Origin of the sequence: Achromobacter sp. EB05, from assembly GCF_044232075.1 — a bacterium.
Lineage (GTDB): Bacteria > Pseudomonadota > Gammaproteobacteria > Burkholderiales > Burkholderiaceae_B > Achromobacter > Achromobacter dolens.
This window is the reverse complement of record NZ_CP155917.1, coordinates 2,889,648-2,906,162: the sequence shown is the minus strand read 5'-3', so window position 1 is coordinate 2,906,162 and position 16,515 is coordinate 2,889,648. Positions and strand designations below refer to the sequence as shown.

At 68.8% G+C, this 16,515-nt stretch carries 15 protein-coding genes; 10 read left to right on the top strand and 5 right to left on the bottom strand.

The window, feature by feature from the left end; translation table 11 throughout:
* Positions 1-54: 54 nt before the first annotated feature.
* Both recG and AAID08_RS13360 read right to left on the bottom strand, forming a co-directional pair.
* Complete coding sequence (gene recG, locus AAID08_RS13365) at positions 55-2,145, bottom strand: ATP-dependent DNA helicase RecG (RefSeq protein ID WP_054502615.1); 2,091 nt, start codon at positions 2,143-2,145, stop codon at positions 55-57.
* 40 nt (positions 2,146-2,185) lie between these two features.
* Positions 2,186-2,572: a Rid family detoxifying hydrolase gene (locus AAID08_RS13360; RefSeq protein ID WP_054502616.1), complete on the bottom strand. Its 387-nt coding sequence runs from the start codon at positions 2,570-2,572 to the stop codon at positions 2,186-2,188.
* Between the two features lie 184 nt (positions 2,573-2,756).
* Here AAID08_RS13360 and AAID08_RS13355 point away from each other — a divergent pair, with 184 nt between their 5' ends.
* The gene (locus AAID08_RS13355) at positions 2,757-3,230 is read left to right on the top strand and encodes a YbjN domain-containing protein (protein WP_269873894.1); all 474 of its coding nucleotides are present in this window, start codon (positions 2,757-2,759) and stop codon (positions 3,228-3,230) included.
* 136 nt (positions 3,231-3,366) lie between these two features.
* A complete protein-coding gene (locus AAID08_RS13350) occupies positions 3,367-4,593 on the top strand; it encodes a hypothetical protein (RefSeq protein WP_395757736.1) in 1,227 nt (408 codons plus the stop codon).
* A gap of 37 nt (positions 4,594-4,630) precedes the next feature.
* Here AAID08_RS13350 and AAID08_RS13345 read toward each other — a convergent pair whose 3' ends face one another.
* Entirely contained in the window at positions 4,631-5,545 is a 915-nt protein-coding gene (locus AAID08_RS13345; protein ID WP_054495535.1) for a LysR family transcriptional regulator, read from the bottom strand.
* A gap of 91 nt (positions 5,546-5,636) precedes the next feature.
* On the opposite strand from AAID08_RS13345, the gene AAID08_RS13340 reads away from it, so the two are divergent.
* From AAID08_RS13340 to AAID08_RS13330, 3 genes are read left to right on the top strand one after another with little or no spacing between them, the layout of a single operon-like run.
* Positions 5,637-6,995 (top strand): acyclic terpene utilization AtuA family protein, encoded by a 1,359-nt coding sequence (locus tag AAID08_RS13340; protein WP_144655035.1) that lies wholly within the window; start codon positions 5,637-5,639, stop codon positions 6,993-6,995.
* A complete protein-coding gene (locus AAID08_RS13335) occupies positions 6,992-7,375 on the top strand; it encodes a hypothetical protein (protein WP_395757735.1) in 384 nt (127 codons plus the stop codon). The genes AAID08_RS13340 and AAID08_RS13335 overlap by 4 nt, the downstream gene beginning before the upstream one ends.
* A gap of 54 nt (positions 7,376-7,429) precedes the next feature.
* Positions 7,430-8,407, top strand: a complete 978-nt coding sequence (locus AAID08_RS13330; protein WP_064522970.1) for a tripartite tricarboxylate transporter substrate binding protein — start codon at positions 7,430-7,432, stop codon at positions 8,405-8,407.
* 106 nt (positions 8,408-8,513) lie between these two features.
* Here the strand turns inward: AAID08_RS13330 and AAID08_RS13325 are convergent, their stop codons facing one another.
* On the bottom strand, positions 8,514-9,290 hold the full coding sequence (locus AAID08_RS13325) for a ferredoxin--NADP reductase (protein WP_026383518.1): 777 nt from the start codon (positions 9,288-9,290) through the stop codon (positions 8,514-8,516).
* Positions 9,291-9,589: 299 nt separating this feature from the next.
* Here AAID08_RS13325 and AAID08_RS13320 point away from each other — a divergent pair, with 299 nt between their 5' ends.
* The 3 genes from AAID08_RS13320 (at position 9,590) to AAID08_RS13310 (ending at position 13,238) form a co-directional block, all read left to right on the top strand.
* Positions 9,590-10,633: a Fe(3+) ABC transporter substrate-binding protein gene (locus AAID08_RS13320; protein WP_006388240.1), complete on the top strand. Its 1,044-nt coding sequence runs from the start codon at positions 9,590-9,592 to the stop codon at positions 10,631-10,633.
* A 152-nt stretch (positions 10,634-10,785) separates the two neighbouring features.
* Positions 10,786-12,456 carry an iron ABC transporter permease gene (locus AAID08_RS13315; protein WP_064522972.1) on the top strand — a complete coding sequence of 557 codons (1,671 nt, stop codon included), beginning with the start codon at positions 10,786-10,788 and terminating at the stop codon, positions 12,454-12,456.
* A 5-nt stretch (positions 12,457-12,461) separates the two neighbouring features.
* Positions 12,462-13,238 (top strand): ABC transporter ATP-binding protein, encoded by a 777-nt coding sequence (locus AAID08_RS13310; RefSeq protein ID WP_175167345.1) that lies wholly within the window; start codon positions 12,462-12,464, stop codon positions 13,236-13,238.
* 95 nt (positions 13,239-13,333) lie between these two features.
* Here AAID08_RS13310 and AAID08_RS13305 read toward each other — a convergent pair whose 3' ends face one another.
* A complete protein-coding gene (locus tag AAID08_RS13305) occupies positions 13,334-14,311 on the bottom strand; it encodes a Bug family tripartite tricarboxylate transporter substrate binding protein (RefSeq protein WP_395757734.1) in 978 nt (325 codons plus the stop codon).
* Positions 14,312-14,729: 418 nt separating this feature from the next.
* Here AAID08_RS13305 and AAID08_RS13300 point away from each other — a divergent pair, with 418 nt between their 5' ends.
* Both AAID08_RS13300 and prfH read left to right on the top strand, forming a co-directional pair.
* On the top strand, positions 14,730-15,866 hold the full coding sequence (locus AAID08_RS13300; RefSeq protein ID WP_395757733.1) for an RNA ligase RtcB family protein: 1,137 nt from the start codon (positions 14,730-14,732) through the stop codon (positions 15,864-15,866).
* Positions 15,866-16,489 carry a peptide chain release factor H gene (gene prfH / locus AAID08_RS13295; protein ID WP_395757732.1) on the top strand — a complete coding sequence of 208 codons (624 nt, stop codon included), beginning with the start codon at positions 15,866-15,868 and terminating at the stop codon, positions 16,487-16,489. The genes AAID08_RS13300 and prfH overlap by 1 nt, the downstream gene beginning before the upstream one ends.
* The last annotated feature ends 26 nt before the right edge of the window (positions 16,490-16,515 follow it).

Here is a 16,515-nt window from a genome sequence, read left to right as displayed (position 1 = left end):
GCGCGCCCGGCGGGCCGCGCTGGAAAATGAAAAGGTCATCGGAATGCCCGTCCGCTAGGTGCGCAGGAAGTCTTCCCTGCCCCGCATCCAGCGGGCCAGGTGTGCCTCGACGGCGGCGGGATGTTCGGCGCGCAGCCACACCGCGGCGTCGCGCGCCTGCTCGGCGATCTCGGCGTCGGTTTCCAGATCGGCGAAACGCAGCAACGCCATGCCGGACTGGCGCGTGCCCAGGAATTCGCCCGGACCGCGCAGCTCCAGGTCGCGGCGCGCAATCTCGAAGCCATCCGAGGTTTCGAACATGGCGCGCAGGCGCTCGCGCGCCACCTGCGACAACGGCGTCTGGTAGATCAGGACGCAGACGGACTCGGCGGTGCCGCGCCCCACCCGGCCGCGCAGTTGGTGCAGTTGCGCCAGCCCGAAGCGCTCGGCGTGTTCGATGACCATCATCGAGGCATTGGGCACGTCCACCCCGACCTCGATCACGGTGGTCGCCACCAGCAGGTCGATCTCGCCCTCGCGGAAGGCCTGCATCACGGCGGCCTTCTCGGCCTGCGGCAGGCGGCCGTGCACCAGGCCGATGCGCAGGTCCGGCAGGTCGGCGCGCATGCCCTCGTAGGTGTCGACGGCGGTCTGCAACTCGAGGGCTTCGCTTTCCTCGACCAGCGGACAGACCCAATAGGCCTGCCGGCCGCCGCGCGCGGCCTGGGCGATATGGGCGATGACCTCCTCGCGGCGCGCGTCCGACACCAGCTTGGTCAGCACCGGCGTGCGGCCCGGCGGCAGTTCATCGATCACCGACACGTCCAGGTCGGCGAAGAAGGTCATGGCCAGCGTGCGAGGAATCGGCGTGGCGCTCATGTTGAGCTGGTGCGGCACGATGCGGCCGCGCACCGTCTCGCCCTTGCGCGTCAGCGCCAGGCGCTGGCCGACGCCGAAGCGGTGCTGCTCGTCGACGATCGACAGCCCCAGCCGGTGGAACTCGACGTGGTCCTGGATCAGGGCCTGGGTGCCCACCACCAGTTGCACGCTGCCGTCGGCCGCCGCGGCGGCGGCCTCGCGCCGCGCCTTGGCCGTCAGGCTGCCGCTGAGCCACGCAACGTTCACGCCCAGCGGCTGCAGCCACGACACCAGCTTGCGGAAATGCTGCTCGGCCAGGATTTCGGTGGGCGCCATCAGCGCCACCTGCGCGCCGCCGGCAATGGCCTGGGCCGCGGCGATCGCGGCGACCACGGTCTTGCCGCTGCCGACATCGCCCTGCAGCAGGCGATGCATCGGATACGGCCGCGCCAGGTCCGCCGAAATCTCGGCCACCACGCGCTGCTGCGCCCCGGTCAGCTTGAAGGGAAGCGCCTGGTACAGCCGGTCCACCAGGCCGCCCGGCTCGTCGCGCGCCGGCAGCGCCTCGGCTTCCTTGACGCGCCGCGCGGCGCGCGCCGCGGCCAGCGACAACTGCTGAGCCAGCAACTCATCGAACTTGATGCGGCGCCAGGCGGGATGCACGCGCTCCAGCAGGGCCGCCTCGGACTCGCCCTGCGCCGGCGTGTGCAACGCGCGGATCGCCGGCTCGAACGGCGCCAGGTCGTAACGCGCCAGCGCCTGCGGCGGCAGCGTATCGGACAGGTCGGCGCGGTCCAGCGCCTGCGCGATGGCGCGCCGCAGCGTCAACTGCGGCAGGCCCTCGGTGGTGGGATAGACGGGCGTCAGCGCGGTGGGCAGCGGCGCGTCGGCGTTGGTCAGGCGCGGATGCACCATCTCGCGCCCGAACAGACCGCCACGGACCTCGCCGCGCGCGCGCAGCCGCCTGCCGACCGTGACCTGCTTCTGCTGGCTGGGGTAGAAATTCAGCCAGCGCAACTGCAATTCGCCGCTGTCATCGGCCAGCGTCGCGGTCAGTTGGCGCCGCGGCCGGTACAGCACTTCGGATTTGGTGATCTCGCCTTCGACCTGGCCGGCGAAGCCCGGCCGCAACTGGCTGATCGGGATGACCCGGGTTTCGTCCTCGTAGCGCAGCGGCAGGTGCAGCACGAAGTCCTCGGGCAGCACCAGACCCAGGTTACGCAGCTTGCGCTCCGTATCCGTCATGGCTTTGCCGGCGCCTTTGGAATCGGCGCCGGATCGCTTGGTAGCCACTGCCGCGGCCGGCATATGGGAGGAAACCCCGGGGGAAAACGCGCGTGGGCGGGCGTTACAGGACCAGGACGGCCTCGACCTCGAACTGCGCGCCCTTGGGCAGGCTGGCCACGCCGACCGTCGAACGGGCCGGGAACGGCTGCGGAATGAGTTCGGCCATGATGGCGTTGGCGGCGGTGAACTTGCCCAGGTCGGTCAGGAACAGCGTCAGCTTGACCACATTGTCCAGCGTGCCGCCGGCCGCTTCGACCACGGCCGTCATGTTGGCGAAGGCCTGGCGCACCTGCGCATCGAAATTCTCGGAGACCAGGTCGCCGGTGCCGGGCTCGAGGCCGATCTGGCCCGAAAGGTAGACGGTCTTGGTGCCAGTGACGGCAACCGCTTGCGAGTAAGGGCCAACGGCGGCGGGCGCGGCGTCGGTATGGATGATTTGCTTGCTCATGGGCGGAATCCTTCTGGTGACGGATAGCTACAACTATCGGATTTTAATCGGCAATAGGGTTTTGCGAAAGGCTCTATGCCAGGGAACCCCCGAACCGTCCATGTTACCCACACTTCGGGACGGAAAAACGCAATGCGGACCGCCCCGGCATCGCCCACCGGCATTCCCACCCAAGGAAAACATCATGGCCCAGGACTATCGCGTCACCCTCAAGGATTGGATTCGCCAGGCCACCGGCGCGCAAGACTCGGACGAATTCGAACAGACCGGCATCACGGTCTTGAGCATATCCCCGTTCCCGGAAGCCATCATCCTGGCCCACCCGCCCGAGAACAGCGAGGTGTTCATCCTGGCGGTCCAGGTCGACGCCCTGGATGCCGACGTCCACCCGACCCTGCTGCGCAACGTCCTGCAGCTCAATTGCGACCCGGATCTGCTGCCGGGCGCCTTCGCGCTGGAGCCGCAGGAACAGGTCGTGCTGTACCGCTGGGTCGTGGACCTGCCGGGCATGGACGAAACCAGTTTCCAGAACGTCCTGGGCAATTTCGCCGTGCTGGCGGGCAAGGCGCTCGATGCCTATCGCGACGCCCTGCCCGTGGCCACCGCCGCCGCCAGCGCGGAGCCGTTCGGCCAGGCGCCCGGCGTCCTGCGCGCCTGACCCCGGGAGACCCGCCATGCAAAGCATTTCCCGACTCCTGACCAGCCAAACCCCCAAAATCGCGGACTCCGCCAGACGTGTGGTCACCAACCGCACCCAGAGACAAATCGTCTCGTCGTTCATGCGGCGCCAGACCTTGAGTAACCGCTCCCGGCCGGTGGGCACCCACATCCAGATGCGGCGCTACAGCTCGTCATCCATTCCGCCGGGGGGTACCGGACGCACCGGAGGCACCGGGGGCACCCGTGGCACTCGTGGCACTGGCGGCACGGGCACCACCACGGGCGGCATCCAGCGTTCACGCGGCCATTCGACCGCCGGCACCCAGGGCCACCGCACGCCGCCCAGTCCCGCCACGCCATCCTCGCAAGGCCCCGGCCTGCTGCGCATCGCGGTCGACGCCCTCGTCAACGCGGTCTCGGCCCTGTTCGGGCAGACCGGCACGGCCTCGCCGCCCTTGCCGACCGTCGCCCCCGAGCGCGCCAAAGAGGTCTACGCCTATCTAGGCGACCACAGCTTCAAACGCCCCTCGGCGCAACCCTTCCAGGGCGATGCCCAGGCGGCGGTCCGCTTCCACCAGCAACGCGCCAGCGAGACCGCGACCAGCCTCGGCGTGCCCAAGAGCGTGGCCGACCAGATGCCGCCGGAGGCGGATCTGGCCATGTGGATGTACCAGCAGGCGCAGACCGATGGCGGCAGCGTGGACGACAACCACGTGCCGCCCCCGTTCAACGGTCGCGATTTCAACCAGGCGCTACGCGGCGACGCGCCGCTCAGGACGGGAGAATCCCGCCCCCCGCGCGACATCCACGATGCCCGCGACATATCCCGCGAGAAACTGATCGCCGGTCTGGAACTGCGGGTGCTGACGCCCCCCACGCCGTCGGGCGAGCCCAAGGTGTATGCCCGCACCCTGGCCGCCAACGACCACAACACCGAGTTGCTCAGGCGCCTGAACGCGGGCGAAGCGGTCACCGATGCCGGCGTCATCTCGGTCACCACCAAGCTGGACGCCGCGTCCCCCGCCATGTACCTGGTCTCCGTCGACAACGCCTTCGTCGACCCGCATGGTCCGGACGCCAATGACCTGGCGCGCGCGGAAGCCGAGCACATGGCGGTCGGGCAGGTACTGGTCAAGATCGGCGAACACAATGGCGTGCCGATCGTGGCGGCCCACGCGGACATGGCGGTCCATGCCAATGCGCTGGCCGACATCGCCCGTCACTTCACCTTCCAGGAAGGCACGCTGGAAACCGCCGTCCAGACCCAGGCCCGCACCGAACGCGCCGACGCCGCCCGCACGCGCATCGCCGAACATCCCGACGAACTGCTGGCGCTGGCTCGCGGCAAGCTGACGGCCTAGCGCCGCTTGCCCCGCCTGGCGCCCTGCCCGCCCGGCGTCAACGGCGGTCCGCCAGGGGCGGGCCGCCGATCTCCGCCCGGCTCGCCCACAGCAGGTCGTACAGCGCCTGCGCCGCCAGCGGCAGGCTGCGGCCCTGGCGCCACACCAGATACAGCGGCCGCAGCAGCGCCTTGCCCGCCAGCGGCACGATGCGCAGGTCCGTGCCGCCGAAGTGGAACAGCGTCATCGCCGGCACCACCGCCACGCCCAGGCCGGCGCGCACCAGCCCGGTGACCGTGGCCAGGTGCTCGACCTCGAACACCGGCGGCGGCGCGTCGGCGCCGAAGGCCGCGTCCAGATGCTTGCGCACGCTGCTGTTGCGCGCCAACTGGATCACCGCATGACGCGCCACGTCGCGCAGGCGCACCCGCGCCTGCGTTGCCAGCGGATGATCGGCGCGGCACACCAGGAAATAGCGATCGGCGTGCAGGAACTCGCTGTCCAGGTCGCTCATGTCCGGGCGTCGCGACGCCACCGCGAAGTCCACCTGGCCGTCGCGCACCATGTCCAGGCACGGATCGAGCAAGGCGTCGCGCAGGTCCACCGCGATGCCCGGATGCTGCTCGCGGAACCGCGCCAGCAGCGGCGGCAGCCAGCCCGCCGCCAGCGACGGCAGCGCGGCGAGCGCCACCCGGCCGCGACGGCGGGCGGCGTGATCGCGCAGGTCTTCCATCACCAGGTCCATATCGGCCAGCAGGCGGCGCGCCGACGCGTCCAGCACGCGCCCTTCGGCCGTCAGCTCCACATTGCGGGTGTTGCGGTCGAACAGCCGCAGGCCGGCGCTGTCTTCCAATTGCCGGATCAACGCGCTGAAGGCCGGCTGCGTCAGATGGCAGCGCTGGGCGGCGCGGGTGAAGTGCCTTTCTTCGGCCAGGGCCACGAAAGCGCGCAATTGCCGGGCGGATAGATTCATGGCTTTTTTGGATTAATTGATCCGATATTTCTATTTTACGGATGATCGGACGCTGCCTATAGTGGGCTCCGGCTTCCCTCACGCGACTTTTATGCCTTCCTCTCCCCTGCTCATCGGTTGCGCCTCCGGCTTCTCCGGCGATCGCAGCGACGGCGCCGCCGCCGTGGTGCGTACGCTGGCTGCCCGGGGCGGCGGCACGCTGATCTTCGAAACGCTGGCCGAGCGCACCCTGGCGCTGGCGCAACTGGCGCGCAATGCCGACCCGCGCCGCGGCTACGAGCCGCTGCTGGACGAACTGGTGGCGCCGGTACTGGCCGACTGCCTGCGCCACGGCATCGCCATCGTCAGCAACTTTGGCGCCGCCAACCCGGTGGGCGCGGCGCGCCGCATTGCCGAACTGGCGGCGCAGCAGGGCCTGCCGGCGCCGCGCATCGCCGTGATCCATGGCGACGCGCTGGACACACCGGCACAGCGCGACCTGCTGCGGCAACGCCTGGGCGCGGCGCTCGACGGGGTCGAGGTGGTCAGCGCCACCGCGTACCTGGGCGCCAGCGAGATCGCGCAGGCGCTGGCCGCCGGCGCGCAGATCGTGGTCGCCGGCCGCGTCGCCGATCCGTCGCTGACGCTGGGCCCGGCGCTGGCCCATTTCGGCTGGGACGCGCAAGACTGGCCGCGCCTGGGCCGCGCCACCATGGCCGGCCACATGCTCGAATGCGGCCTGCAGGTCACCGGCGGCTATTTCTGCGTGCCCGGCCTGAAGGAAGTGCCGGACGTGCATGCCGCCGGCTTTCCCATCGCCGAGATCGACGCCGACGGCGAGTTCGTCATCGGCAAGGCCGCCGACACCGGCGGCGCGGTGAACGCCCGCACGGTCAAGGAACAGTTGCTGTACGAAGTGCACGACCCGGCCCGCTACCTGACGCCCGACGTGACCGCCGACCTCAGCCAGGCGCGGGTCGAGGAATTGGACCCCGACCGCGTCGCCGTGCGTGGCATCACCGGCCACGCGCGCCCCGCGGAACTGAAGGTCAACGTCTGCCACCACGGCGGCTGGCTGGCCGAGGCCGAGATTTCCTACGCCGGCGTGCAGGCCGAGGCGCGCGCCCGGCTCGCCGCCGACATCGTGCGCCAACGCATCGGCCCGGCGCTGCGCCTGCGCGCCGACCTCATCGGCGCCATCAGCATCCTGGACAACGACGCCGGCGCCTTGCGGCAGGGCCAGGCGGCCGGACATGCCCGCGATGTGCGCCTGCGGATCGCCGGCGAGCACACCGATCGCGCCATCGCCGAACGCGTGCTGCGCGAAGTCACCGCGCTCTACACCTGCGGCCCGGCCGGCGGCGGCGGCGTGCGCACGGCGCTGCGCCCGCGCCTGAACATGGTGTCCTGCACCATCCCCCGCGATGCCGTGCCCAGCGGCTGGCGCTTCCTGGACGAGATCCCGCAATGAACACCCCGTCGATGACCGTCCCCCTGTACCGCCTGGCGCACAGCCGCTCCGGCGACAAAGGCGACACCTCCAACCTCAGCCTGATCGCCTGGGACCCCGAATGCTATGAAGTGCTGGCCGCGCAGGTGACCGAAGCGCGCGTGGCCGCCTGGTTCGCCTATCGCCAGCCGGCCCGCGTCACCCGCTACCTGCTGCCGACCCTGCACGCCATGAACTTCGTGCTCGAAGGCGTGCTGGACGGCGGGGTCAACGACGCGCTCAACCTGGACGCGCACGGCAAGAGCCTGTCTTTCCGCCTGCTGGACATGACGGTGCCGGTCAGCGCGGCGCTGGCCGCCCGCCTGCCCGACACTCCGGAGGACCGTCCCGCCCCCGCCTGACCCCGCCGCACCACCACGACAACAACACACACAACACACGACAGGAGACACATCATGCGCTTTACCCTCAAGGGCCGGCTGGCCCTGCTGCTGGCCGCCATGCCGCTGACCGCCCTGGCCCAGGGCGCCGCCGCCAACGGCTTTCCGACCAAGCCCATCACCTTCATCGTGCCGTTCGCCGCCGGCAGCGCCACCGACCAGATCGGCCGCGCCATCGGCCAGGGCGTCACCGAACAGACCGGCCAGGCCGTGGTGATCGAGAACAAGCCCGGCGCCAGCGCCATGATCGGCGCCGCCGCCGCGGCCCGCGCCGCGCCCGACGGCTACACCGTGCTCATCACCACCAACACCACCCACGCCGCCAACGAGCACCTGTACAAGACGCTAACCTACCAGCCGGTCAAGGACTACGCGCCGATCTCGCTGCTCGGCAAGGGCGGCCAGATCATGGTGGTCAACCCCAATTCGACCGCCAAGTCGGTCGGCGACTTCCTGGCGCAGGCGCGCCAGTCGCCCGGCAAGCTGAGCTTCGGCAGCGGCAGCTCCAGCAGCCGCATCGCCGGGGAACTGCTGCAGCAGATGGCCGGCGTACAGTTGCTGCACGTGCCCTACAAGAGCAACCCGCTGGCCGTCACCGACCTGCTCGGCGGCCAGATCGACATGATGATCACCGACACCGCCACCGGGCTCCCCCAGGTCAAGTCGGGCAAGCTGCGGGCCCTGGGCGTGACCGGCCAGGCACGCTCGCCGCTGGCGCCGGACGTGCCCACCATCGCCGAATCCGGCGTGCCGGGCTACGAGATGGGCTACTGGTTCGCGGCCTATGCGCCGGCCGGCACCCCGCCCGACGTCGTCAAGCGCCTGAACGAACTGCTGGTCAAGGCCACGCAGAGCGCGCCGGCCAAGCAGTTCTACGCCCAGACAGGCACCGACCCGGCCAGCTCCACGCCGGACGAGCTGGCGCAGTTCCAGCAGGCCGAGTCGAAGAAGTGGGGCGACATCATCAAAAAGGCCGGCATCCAGCCGGAATGACCGTCCCGGGCGGCTGCGCGCCGCCCTGCTGGCGCCTATCCCGCAGAAACAAAAAGCCCCGTCGCAGATGCGACGGGGCTTTTTGCTGGAGCGGATGAAGCGCGACTTATTTGTCGACGAAGGCGCGCTCGACCACGTAGTCGCCCGGCTGGCCCACGCCCGGCGACACCACGAAACCACGCTTGTCCAACATGGCGCTGATGTCGGCCAGCATGTGCGGGCTGCCGCAAATCATGGCGCGATCGGTTTCGGGGTTGATCTGGGGAATGCCGATGTCTTCGCACAGCTTGCCGCTTTCCATCAGTTCGGTGATGCGGCCCTGGTTGCGGAACGGCTCGCGCGTGACGGTCGGGTAATAGACCAGCTTTTCGCGCACCACGTCGCCGAAGAACTCGTTGTTGGGCAGTTCGTTCTCGATGAAGTCGGCGTAGGCCAGCTCGCTGACCCAGCGCACGCCATGCACCAGAATGACCTTGTCGAAGCGTTCGTAGACGTCCGGATCCTTGATGATGCTCATGAAGGGCGCCAGGCCCGTGCCGGTGCCGAACAGGAACAGGTGCTTGCCCGGCTTGAGGTCGTCGACCACCAGCGTGCCGACCGGCTTGCGGCTCACCAGGATGGTGTCGCCTTCCTTCAGATGCTGCAGGCGCGAGGTCAGCGGACCGTTCTGCACCTTGATGCTGAGGAATTCGAGGTTCTCTTCGTAATTGGCGCTGGCGATGCTGTACGCCCGCAGCAGCGGCTTGCCTTCGACTTCCAGGCCGATCATGACGAAGTGGCCGTTGTGGAACCGCAGGGCCGCGTCACGCGTGGTGGTGAAGGAGAACAGGGTGTCGTTCCAGTGGTGCACGCTCAGCACGCGCTCGGTATTGAAAGCAGCCATGTCGTATCTAGTAAGGGCGGGACCAGGGGTCGACGGGAAACCGCGACGGCCTCGGCTCGTTCCGCGAGGGGTTCGCCATGGCGCACAAAGGACGCGCCCGGCATTAGGGTTGTCCCTATTCTACAGGGACTTGATGATAATTGCTCTCATTATTCCGTAATACCCTTATGCCGTATTGATGGGGATCAAGGGTCTTATGCGCAGTCTTACATTGAGTTGAATACGATAAAACTTCCTGTTATCGTCCCGCTCTGACTTGATAATCATTTTCGTTAGCAGACCGCTTTGCCGGAGTCCCTATGTCCAAGCGTCCCCAAATGACCACCCTGCTGCGCGCCCTGGCCCTGGCCGGCGCCGCCGCCTTCGCCGTCCCGGCCCACGCGGCCGAGGAAGTCAGCCTCTACACCACCCGGGAACCGAAGCTGATCCAGCCGCTGCTGGACGCCTTCACCAAGGAAAGCGGCATCAAGGTCAACACCGTGTTCGTCAAGGACGGCCTGCTCGAGCGCGTCAAGGCCGAAGGCGCCAAGTCGCCCGCCGACGTGCTCATGACGGTCGACATCGGCAACCTGCTCGACCTGGTGGACGGCGGCGTGACGCAGTCGATCAAGTCGCAGACGCTGGAATCCGTCATCCCCGCCAACCTGCGCGGCGCCGATGGCAAATGGTACGCCCTGTCGCTGCGCGACCGCGTGCTGTACGTCGAAAAGGACCTGAAGCTGGAATCCTTCCGCTACGAAGACCTGGCCGACCCGAAATGGAAGGGCAAGGTCTGCATCCGCTCGGGCCAGCACCCCTACAACACCGCCATGGTCGCCTCCATGATCGCCCATGACGGCGCCGAGGCCACCGAGAAGTGGCTGCGCGGCGTCAAGGCCAACCTGGCCCGCAAGGCCGCCGGCGGCGACCGCGACGTGGCCCGCGACATCCTGGGCGGCATCTGCGACATCGGCCTGGCCAACGCCTACTACGTCGGCCACATGAAGAACGCCGAACCCGGCACCGACGCCCGCAAGTGGGGCGACGCCATCAAGGTGGTCCGCCCGACCTTCGCCAACGAAAAGAGCGGCGGCACCCACGTGAACGTCAGCGGCGCGGCCGTGGCGGCCCACGCGCCCAACAAGGCCAACGCCATCAAGCTGCTGGACTTCCTGGTGTCCGAGCCGGCGCAGGCCCTGTACGCGCAGGCCAACTACGAGTACCCGGTGCGCAAGGGCGTCAAGCTCGACCCGGTCATCGCCAGCTTCGGCGAACTGAAGGTCGATCCCCTGCCCCTGACCGAGATCGCCAAGTACCGCAAGCAAGCCAGCGAGCTGGTGGACAAGGTCGGTTTCGACAACTAAACGCGGCAAGGCGGCGCCCCCTGGCGCCGTCTCGCGGCTCTCAGGCCTGCCCTTGCTCGCCCGGAAAACTCCCGGGACGCGCGACGGCAGGCCTTGACGCTACTACAGGCGCCGCCCGCGCAGCGCCTTCCCCGCAGTAACTCTTGTGAAGCATGCATACAGATTCCCTGCCCCGGCCACTGCGTTTGCGCTGGACTGAACGCGGCGCCGGCTGGCTGGCCGGCGCCGCCCTGATCGGCCTGGCGGTGCTGGCGCCGGTGCTGACCCTGGTCTGGTGGGCGCTGGGCGGCGATCTGTCGCACTGGCGCCACCTGGCCACCTACGTGTTGCCGCAGGCGCTGGCCAACACCGCCGCGCTGCTGGCTGGCGTCGGCGTGCTGGTGACCCTGCTGGGCACCGGCTCGGCCTGGCTGGTGACGGCTTACGAATTCCCCTCGCGGCGCACCTTGACCTGGGCGTTGCTGCTGCCGCTGGCGGTGCCGACCTACATCATCGCCTTCGCCTATCTCGACCTGCTGCACCCGATCGGCCCGATCCAGAGCGCCATCCGCGCGCTGCTGGGCTACGACAGCCCGCGCCAGTTCCGGCTGCCGGACCTGCGCTCGATACAGGGCGCGATCTTCGTGCTGGGCTTCGTGCTGTATCCCTATGTCTACCTGAGCACCCGCGTCATGTTCATGACACAGGCGGCCAGCCTGCTGGAAGCGGCGCGCACGCTGGGCGCGGGCCGCTATGGCGTGTTCTTCCGGGTGGCGCTGCCGCTGGCCCGTCCGGCCATCGTGGTGGGCGTCAGCCTGGCGCTGCTGGAAACCCTGAACGACATCGGCGCGTCCGAATTCCTGGGCGTGCAGACGCTGACCGTCTCCGTCTACACCACCTGGGTCACGCGCTCGGACCTTGCCGGCGCGGCGCAGATCGCGCTGACCATGCTGGCCATCGTGATCGGCCTGATCCTGCTCGAACGCCATGGCCGCAAGCGCCAGCGCTACGCCAACACGCAACGCATGCGGCCGATGCAGCCGCGGCGGCTGCGCGGCGCGGCCGCCGTGCTGGCGGCGGTGCTGGGCTGGATTCCCGTGATCATCGGCTTCGTGGCGCCGGCGCTGTACCTGGTGGTCGAAACCTACAAGCGCCTGCACCTGGTGGGCGGCGTTTCCAACCAACTGCTCAACGGCTTGGGCAACACGCTGATCGTGGCGTTCAGCGCCACCATTGTGACGCTGCTCTGCGGCCTGATCGTGGCCTGGGCCGGCCGCACGCTGCGCGAAAGCGCCGGCTTCAATCCGGGCCGCGCCTGCGCCCGCGTCGCCAGCCTGGGCTACGCCGTGCCCGGCACCGTCCTGGCCATCGGCCTGCTCACCCCCTTCGTCTGGATCGACACCGCCGTGGCCAAGGTCTTTGGCGGCGGCGGCCTGTTCCTGATGGGTTCGATGGCGGCGCTGGTGTGCGCCTATGCCATCCGCTTCCTGGCCATCTCCACCGGCGCGCTCGAAGCCGGCCTGGCGCGCATTCCGCCGTCGCTGGAACAGGCCTCGCGGCTGCTGGGCGAAAGCTCGGCGGGCACCTTGCGCCGCGTCCACCTGCCGCTGCTGCGCCCGGCGCTGGCGGCCAGCGCGCTGCTGGTGTTCGTGGACGCCATGAAGGAATTGCCGGCCACGCTCCTGCTGCGGCCCATGAATTTCGACACGCTTGCCACCTGGCTCTACGCCGAAGCGGCCCGCGGCACCTACGAGGAAGGCGCGGTCGCCGCGCTGGCGATCGTGCTGGCCGGCCTGCTGCCCGTCATCCTGCTGGCCCGCACCAATCTGAAAATGGGACATTGAACATCGTGCCCGATCTGCTTGAACTCGATCACATCTCGCTGGCCTACGACACCCCCAAGGGCCTGCGGCCCGTGGTGCAGGACCTGACGCTGGGCCTGCCGGCCGGCCACATCGGCTGCCTGCTGGGCGAATCCGGCTGCGGCAAGACCACGGTGCTGCGCGCCATCGCCGGCTTCGAGCCGGTGCGCGCCGGCCGTATCCTGCTCGATGGCGCGGTCATCTCCTCGCCCTCCGAGCAGGTCGCGCCGGAAAAGCGCCGCGTCGGCATGATGTTCCAGGACTACGCCTTGTTCCCGCACCTGTCGGTGGCGCAGAACGTGGCCTTCGGCCTGCGCCGCCTGGAGCGCGCCGAACGCACCCGCCGCGTCGAGGAAATGCTGGCGCTGGTCGGCCTGGCGCATGCCGCCAACAGCTATCCGCACGAGATCTCCGGCGGGCAGCAGCAGCGCGTGGCGCTGGCGCGGGCCCTGGCGCCCTCGCCCGACCTGCTGCTGCTGGACGAGCCGTTCTCGAACCTGGACGTCGACACCCGCGAGCGCCTCGCCTTCGAGGTGCGCGAGATCCTGAAGACCACGGGCCACACTGCCATCCTGGTGACCCACAACCAGGCCGAGGCCTTCGCCATCGCCGACCGCATCGGCGTCATGGCATCCGGGCGCATCGCCCAGTGGGACACGCCCTACAACCTGCACCACCACCCGACCGACGACTTCGTGCGCGACTTCATCCGCCGCGAAGCGCTGGTGGAGCAACGCGAGCAGGTCTTCGCGCGCGGGCGCTGATCCACGGGCCGCGCCCGGGCACGGGCGCGGCACGCGACGAACCGGCGATTGCGGCGGCTCCGGCCGGCGGCGCGGCCCGCGCCCTCGACGGCCGATCAGTCGGCCGACAGTTTCACTTTCTGCGACAGCGCCTTGAACGACTCGTACTGGCTGCGGGTCAGGCGCTCCACCTCCGCCGGCGTCGAGCCATAGGGCATGAAACCGGCCTGCTCCAGCTTGTCCTTGACGTCCGGCATCGCCAGCGCGGCCTGGAAGGCTTCGCTCAACGCGTTGGTGATTTCCGCCGGCATCCTGGCCGGGCCATAGACGGCGAACCACGGATCCACCACCGCCCCGCCATAGCCCAGCTCGGCCAGCGTCGGCACGTCCGGCAAGGCAGGCGCGCGCTTGCTGCCGGTAACCGCCAGCGCGTGGACCTTGCCCGACTTGATGTGCGGCAGCGAGGCCGGCAGGTTATCGAACAGGATCGGCAGATGGCCGCCCAGCAGGTCGTTCAGCGCCTGCGCGCTGCCCTTGTAGGGAATGTGCTGCATGCCGGCGCCGGTGAGCTGGTCGAACATGACGCCGGCCAGGTGCATCGAGGTGCCGGTGCCCGGCGTGCCAAAGGCGGTGCCCGGATGCTGCTTGGCGTAGGCCACCAGATCCTTGACGCTGCCCGCCTTGAGCGACGGGCCGGTCTCCAGCACCACCGAGGACGCGCCCAGCATGCTGATGCCGGTGAAGTCCTTGGTCGGATCGAACGGCATCGACGGATAGACGAAGGGATTCAGCGCATTGGTGGAGATGGCGCCGAAGCCAATGGTGTAGCCGTCCGGCGCGGCCTTGGCCACGGCGTCCATGCCGATGTTGCCGCCGGCGCCCGGACGGTTCTCGACGATGACCGGCTGGCCCAGCTTCTCGGCGACCTTCGCGCCGGCCGTGCGCGCCACCAGGTCGGTGGTGCCGCCGGCGGTGTACGGCACGATGAACACGATGGGCTTGGCCGGATAGCCGGCGGCCTGGGCGGCAGCGGCGCCATGGATCAGCGCCAGCGCGGCCAGGCCGCGCAGCACGTTCAGGGTAAAGCGTTGCATGATGTCTCCATCCCGATTGTTATCACGTTAGGGATGCGCATCATACTGTGTGGCGCAATTCAGACGCCATGACGAACGAAATCGCGGTTCTTCGCACGTGCGCCGATCAATCCGCCGCGATCGGTGATACAGTGCGGACTTCCCGGCAAGCGGCGCCTTGATTGCGTCGCGGCTTCGCCGGCCCCGAGGCGCCGCGCCCGATGCGCCGCCCTGCCCCCACACACCGTACTGCACAGGAGGAAAGCACCATGCAACAACAGACTTCCCCCGTTGCAGGCCGCGTCTAGCACGTTCGAATTTCCTTGCCGCATCTTCGCGGCAGACCATTCGCATTGCCCAGGCCCGGACCTGCCTGACAGGGTCTCTCATTCGTATCGCAATGAGAGCGGCCCTCCTCATGACCTGATCTGGAATTTCCATGGGCAATTGCATTCAAGCACTGTCCGAGCGCGTCACATTGATCGCCTCGGACGACACCTGGATCGAAGGCAACGCGATCCAACAACTCCATACCACCGCCAGGCTCGCCGGCATGCGCCACGTCGCGGGCATGCCGGACCTGCATCCAGGACGCGGCTATCCAGTGGGCGCCGCGTTCTTCTCGCTCGGCCGCCTGTATCCGGCCTTGATCGGCGGCGACATCGGCTGCGGCATGGCGCTCTGGTCGACGCATCTCGAAAGCCGCAAAGTCGCGCCGGACAAGCTCGACAAGCGGCTGCGCAACATCGACGAACCGCTGGACGACTCGTGGCAGGCGCTGGTGTCGGAACTGGCGCCCGCCGGCGTCGGCCATCGGCAGGCGCTGGGCACCATCGGCAGCGGCAACCACTTCGCCGAGCTGCAGTGCATCGACGAAATCCACGATGCGCAGGCATTGGCGGCCTTGCGCATCGACGAGAAAAAGCTGCTGCTGCTGGTGCACAGCGGTTCGCGGGGCCTGGGCCGCTCGATCCTGGAGGAACACGTCCGTCGCCATGGCCATGACGGCCTCGAGCAGGACAGCGCCGCATGCCGGGATTACCTGGCGCAACACGACGACGCGTTGCGATTCGCGCAGGCCAATCGCCACCTCATTGCGCGCCGCATGCTGGCACGCTGGGGCGTGGATGGCGACCAGGTACTGGACGTCGACCACAACCTGGTAACCCCCGCCGTCATCGCCGGAGAAGCGGGCTGGCTGCACCGCAAGGGCGCGACCCCGTCCGACGGCGGGCCGGTCATCATCCCCGGTTCGCGCGGCGACTTCAGCTATCTGGTGGCGCCGATCGCCAGCGAGGCCAGCCTGTTCTCGCTGGCGCACGGCGCGGGCCGCAAGTGGATGCGCAGCGAGTGCAAGGACCGGCTGTTCAAGCGCTACAGTCCCGCGCAACTGAGCAAGACCCGGTTGGGCAGCCATGTCATCTGCCAGGACAAGCAACTGATCTATGAGGAAGCGCCGGAAGCGTACAAACCCGTGGACAGCATCATCGCCAGCCTGCAACAGGCGGGCCTGCTGACGGTGCTGGCCAGGCTGCGCCCGGTGTTGACCTACAAGACCCGGGGGGAGTGCTGCTGATGATGCTGCTACAGTTATCCGCGGCCCAGGGCCCCGATGAGTGCTGCCTGGCGGTCGCCAAGGCCCTCGCCTACCTGTTGCGCGAGGCCGAGGCCCGTGGCGTTGGCATCGATATCCTCGAACTGGAGACCGGCGCCCGAGTCGGCACCTATCGCTCGGTGCTGCTGGCCCTCGATGGTCCGGGCGCGGCCGGCCTGGCCGCGTGCTGGGAGGGATCGATCCAGTGGATCTGCCCCAGCCCCTATCGCCCTGGCCACCCGCGCAAGAACTGGTTCATCGGCGCGTTGCGTTGCGACCCGCCGGCCATCCACCAGGACACGGAAATACGCTTCGAAACGACGCGCGCATCCGGGCCGGGCGGCCAGCACGTCAACAAGACGGAATCCGCGGTGCGCGCGACGCACGTGGCGACGGGCATCAGCGTGAAGGTGCAGTCCGAACGCAGCCAGCATGCCAACAAGCGCATCGCCGCGCTGCTGATCGCGCATCGGCTGGCCCAACATGAGCAGGCCGCGCATGCCACGGAGCGGGCCCGGCGGCGCCAATTCCACCACGAGGTGGCACGGGGTGGTCCCGCGCGCGTGTTCAAGGGCGAGGCGTTCGAGTTGTTGAAAGCAGGATAGACGGCGAACCGGCCGGAGCCGCCAGG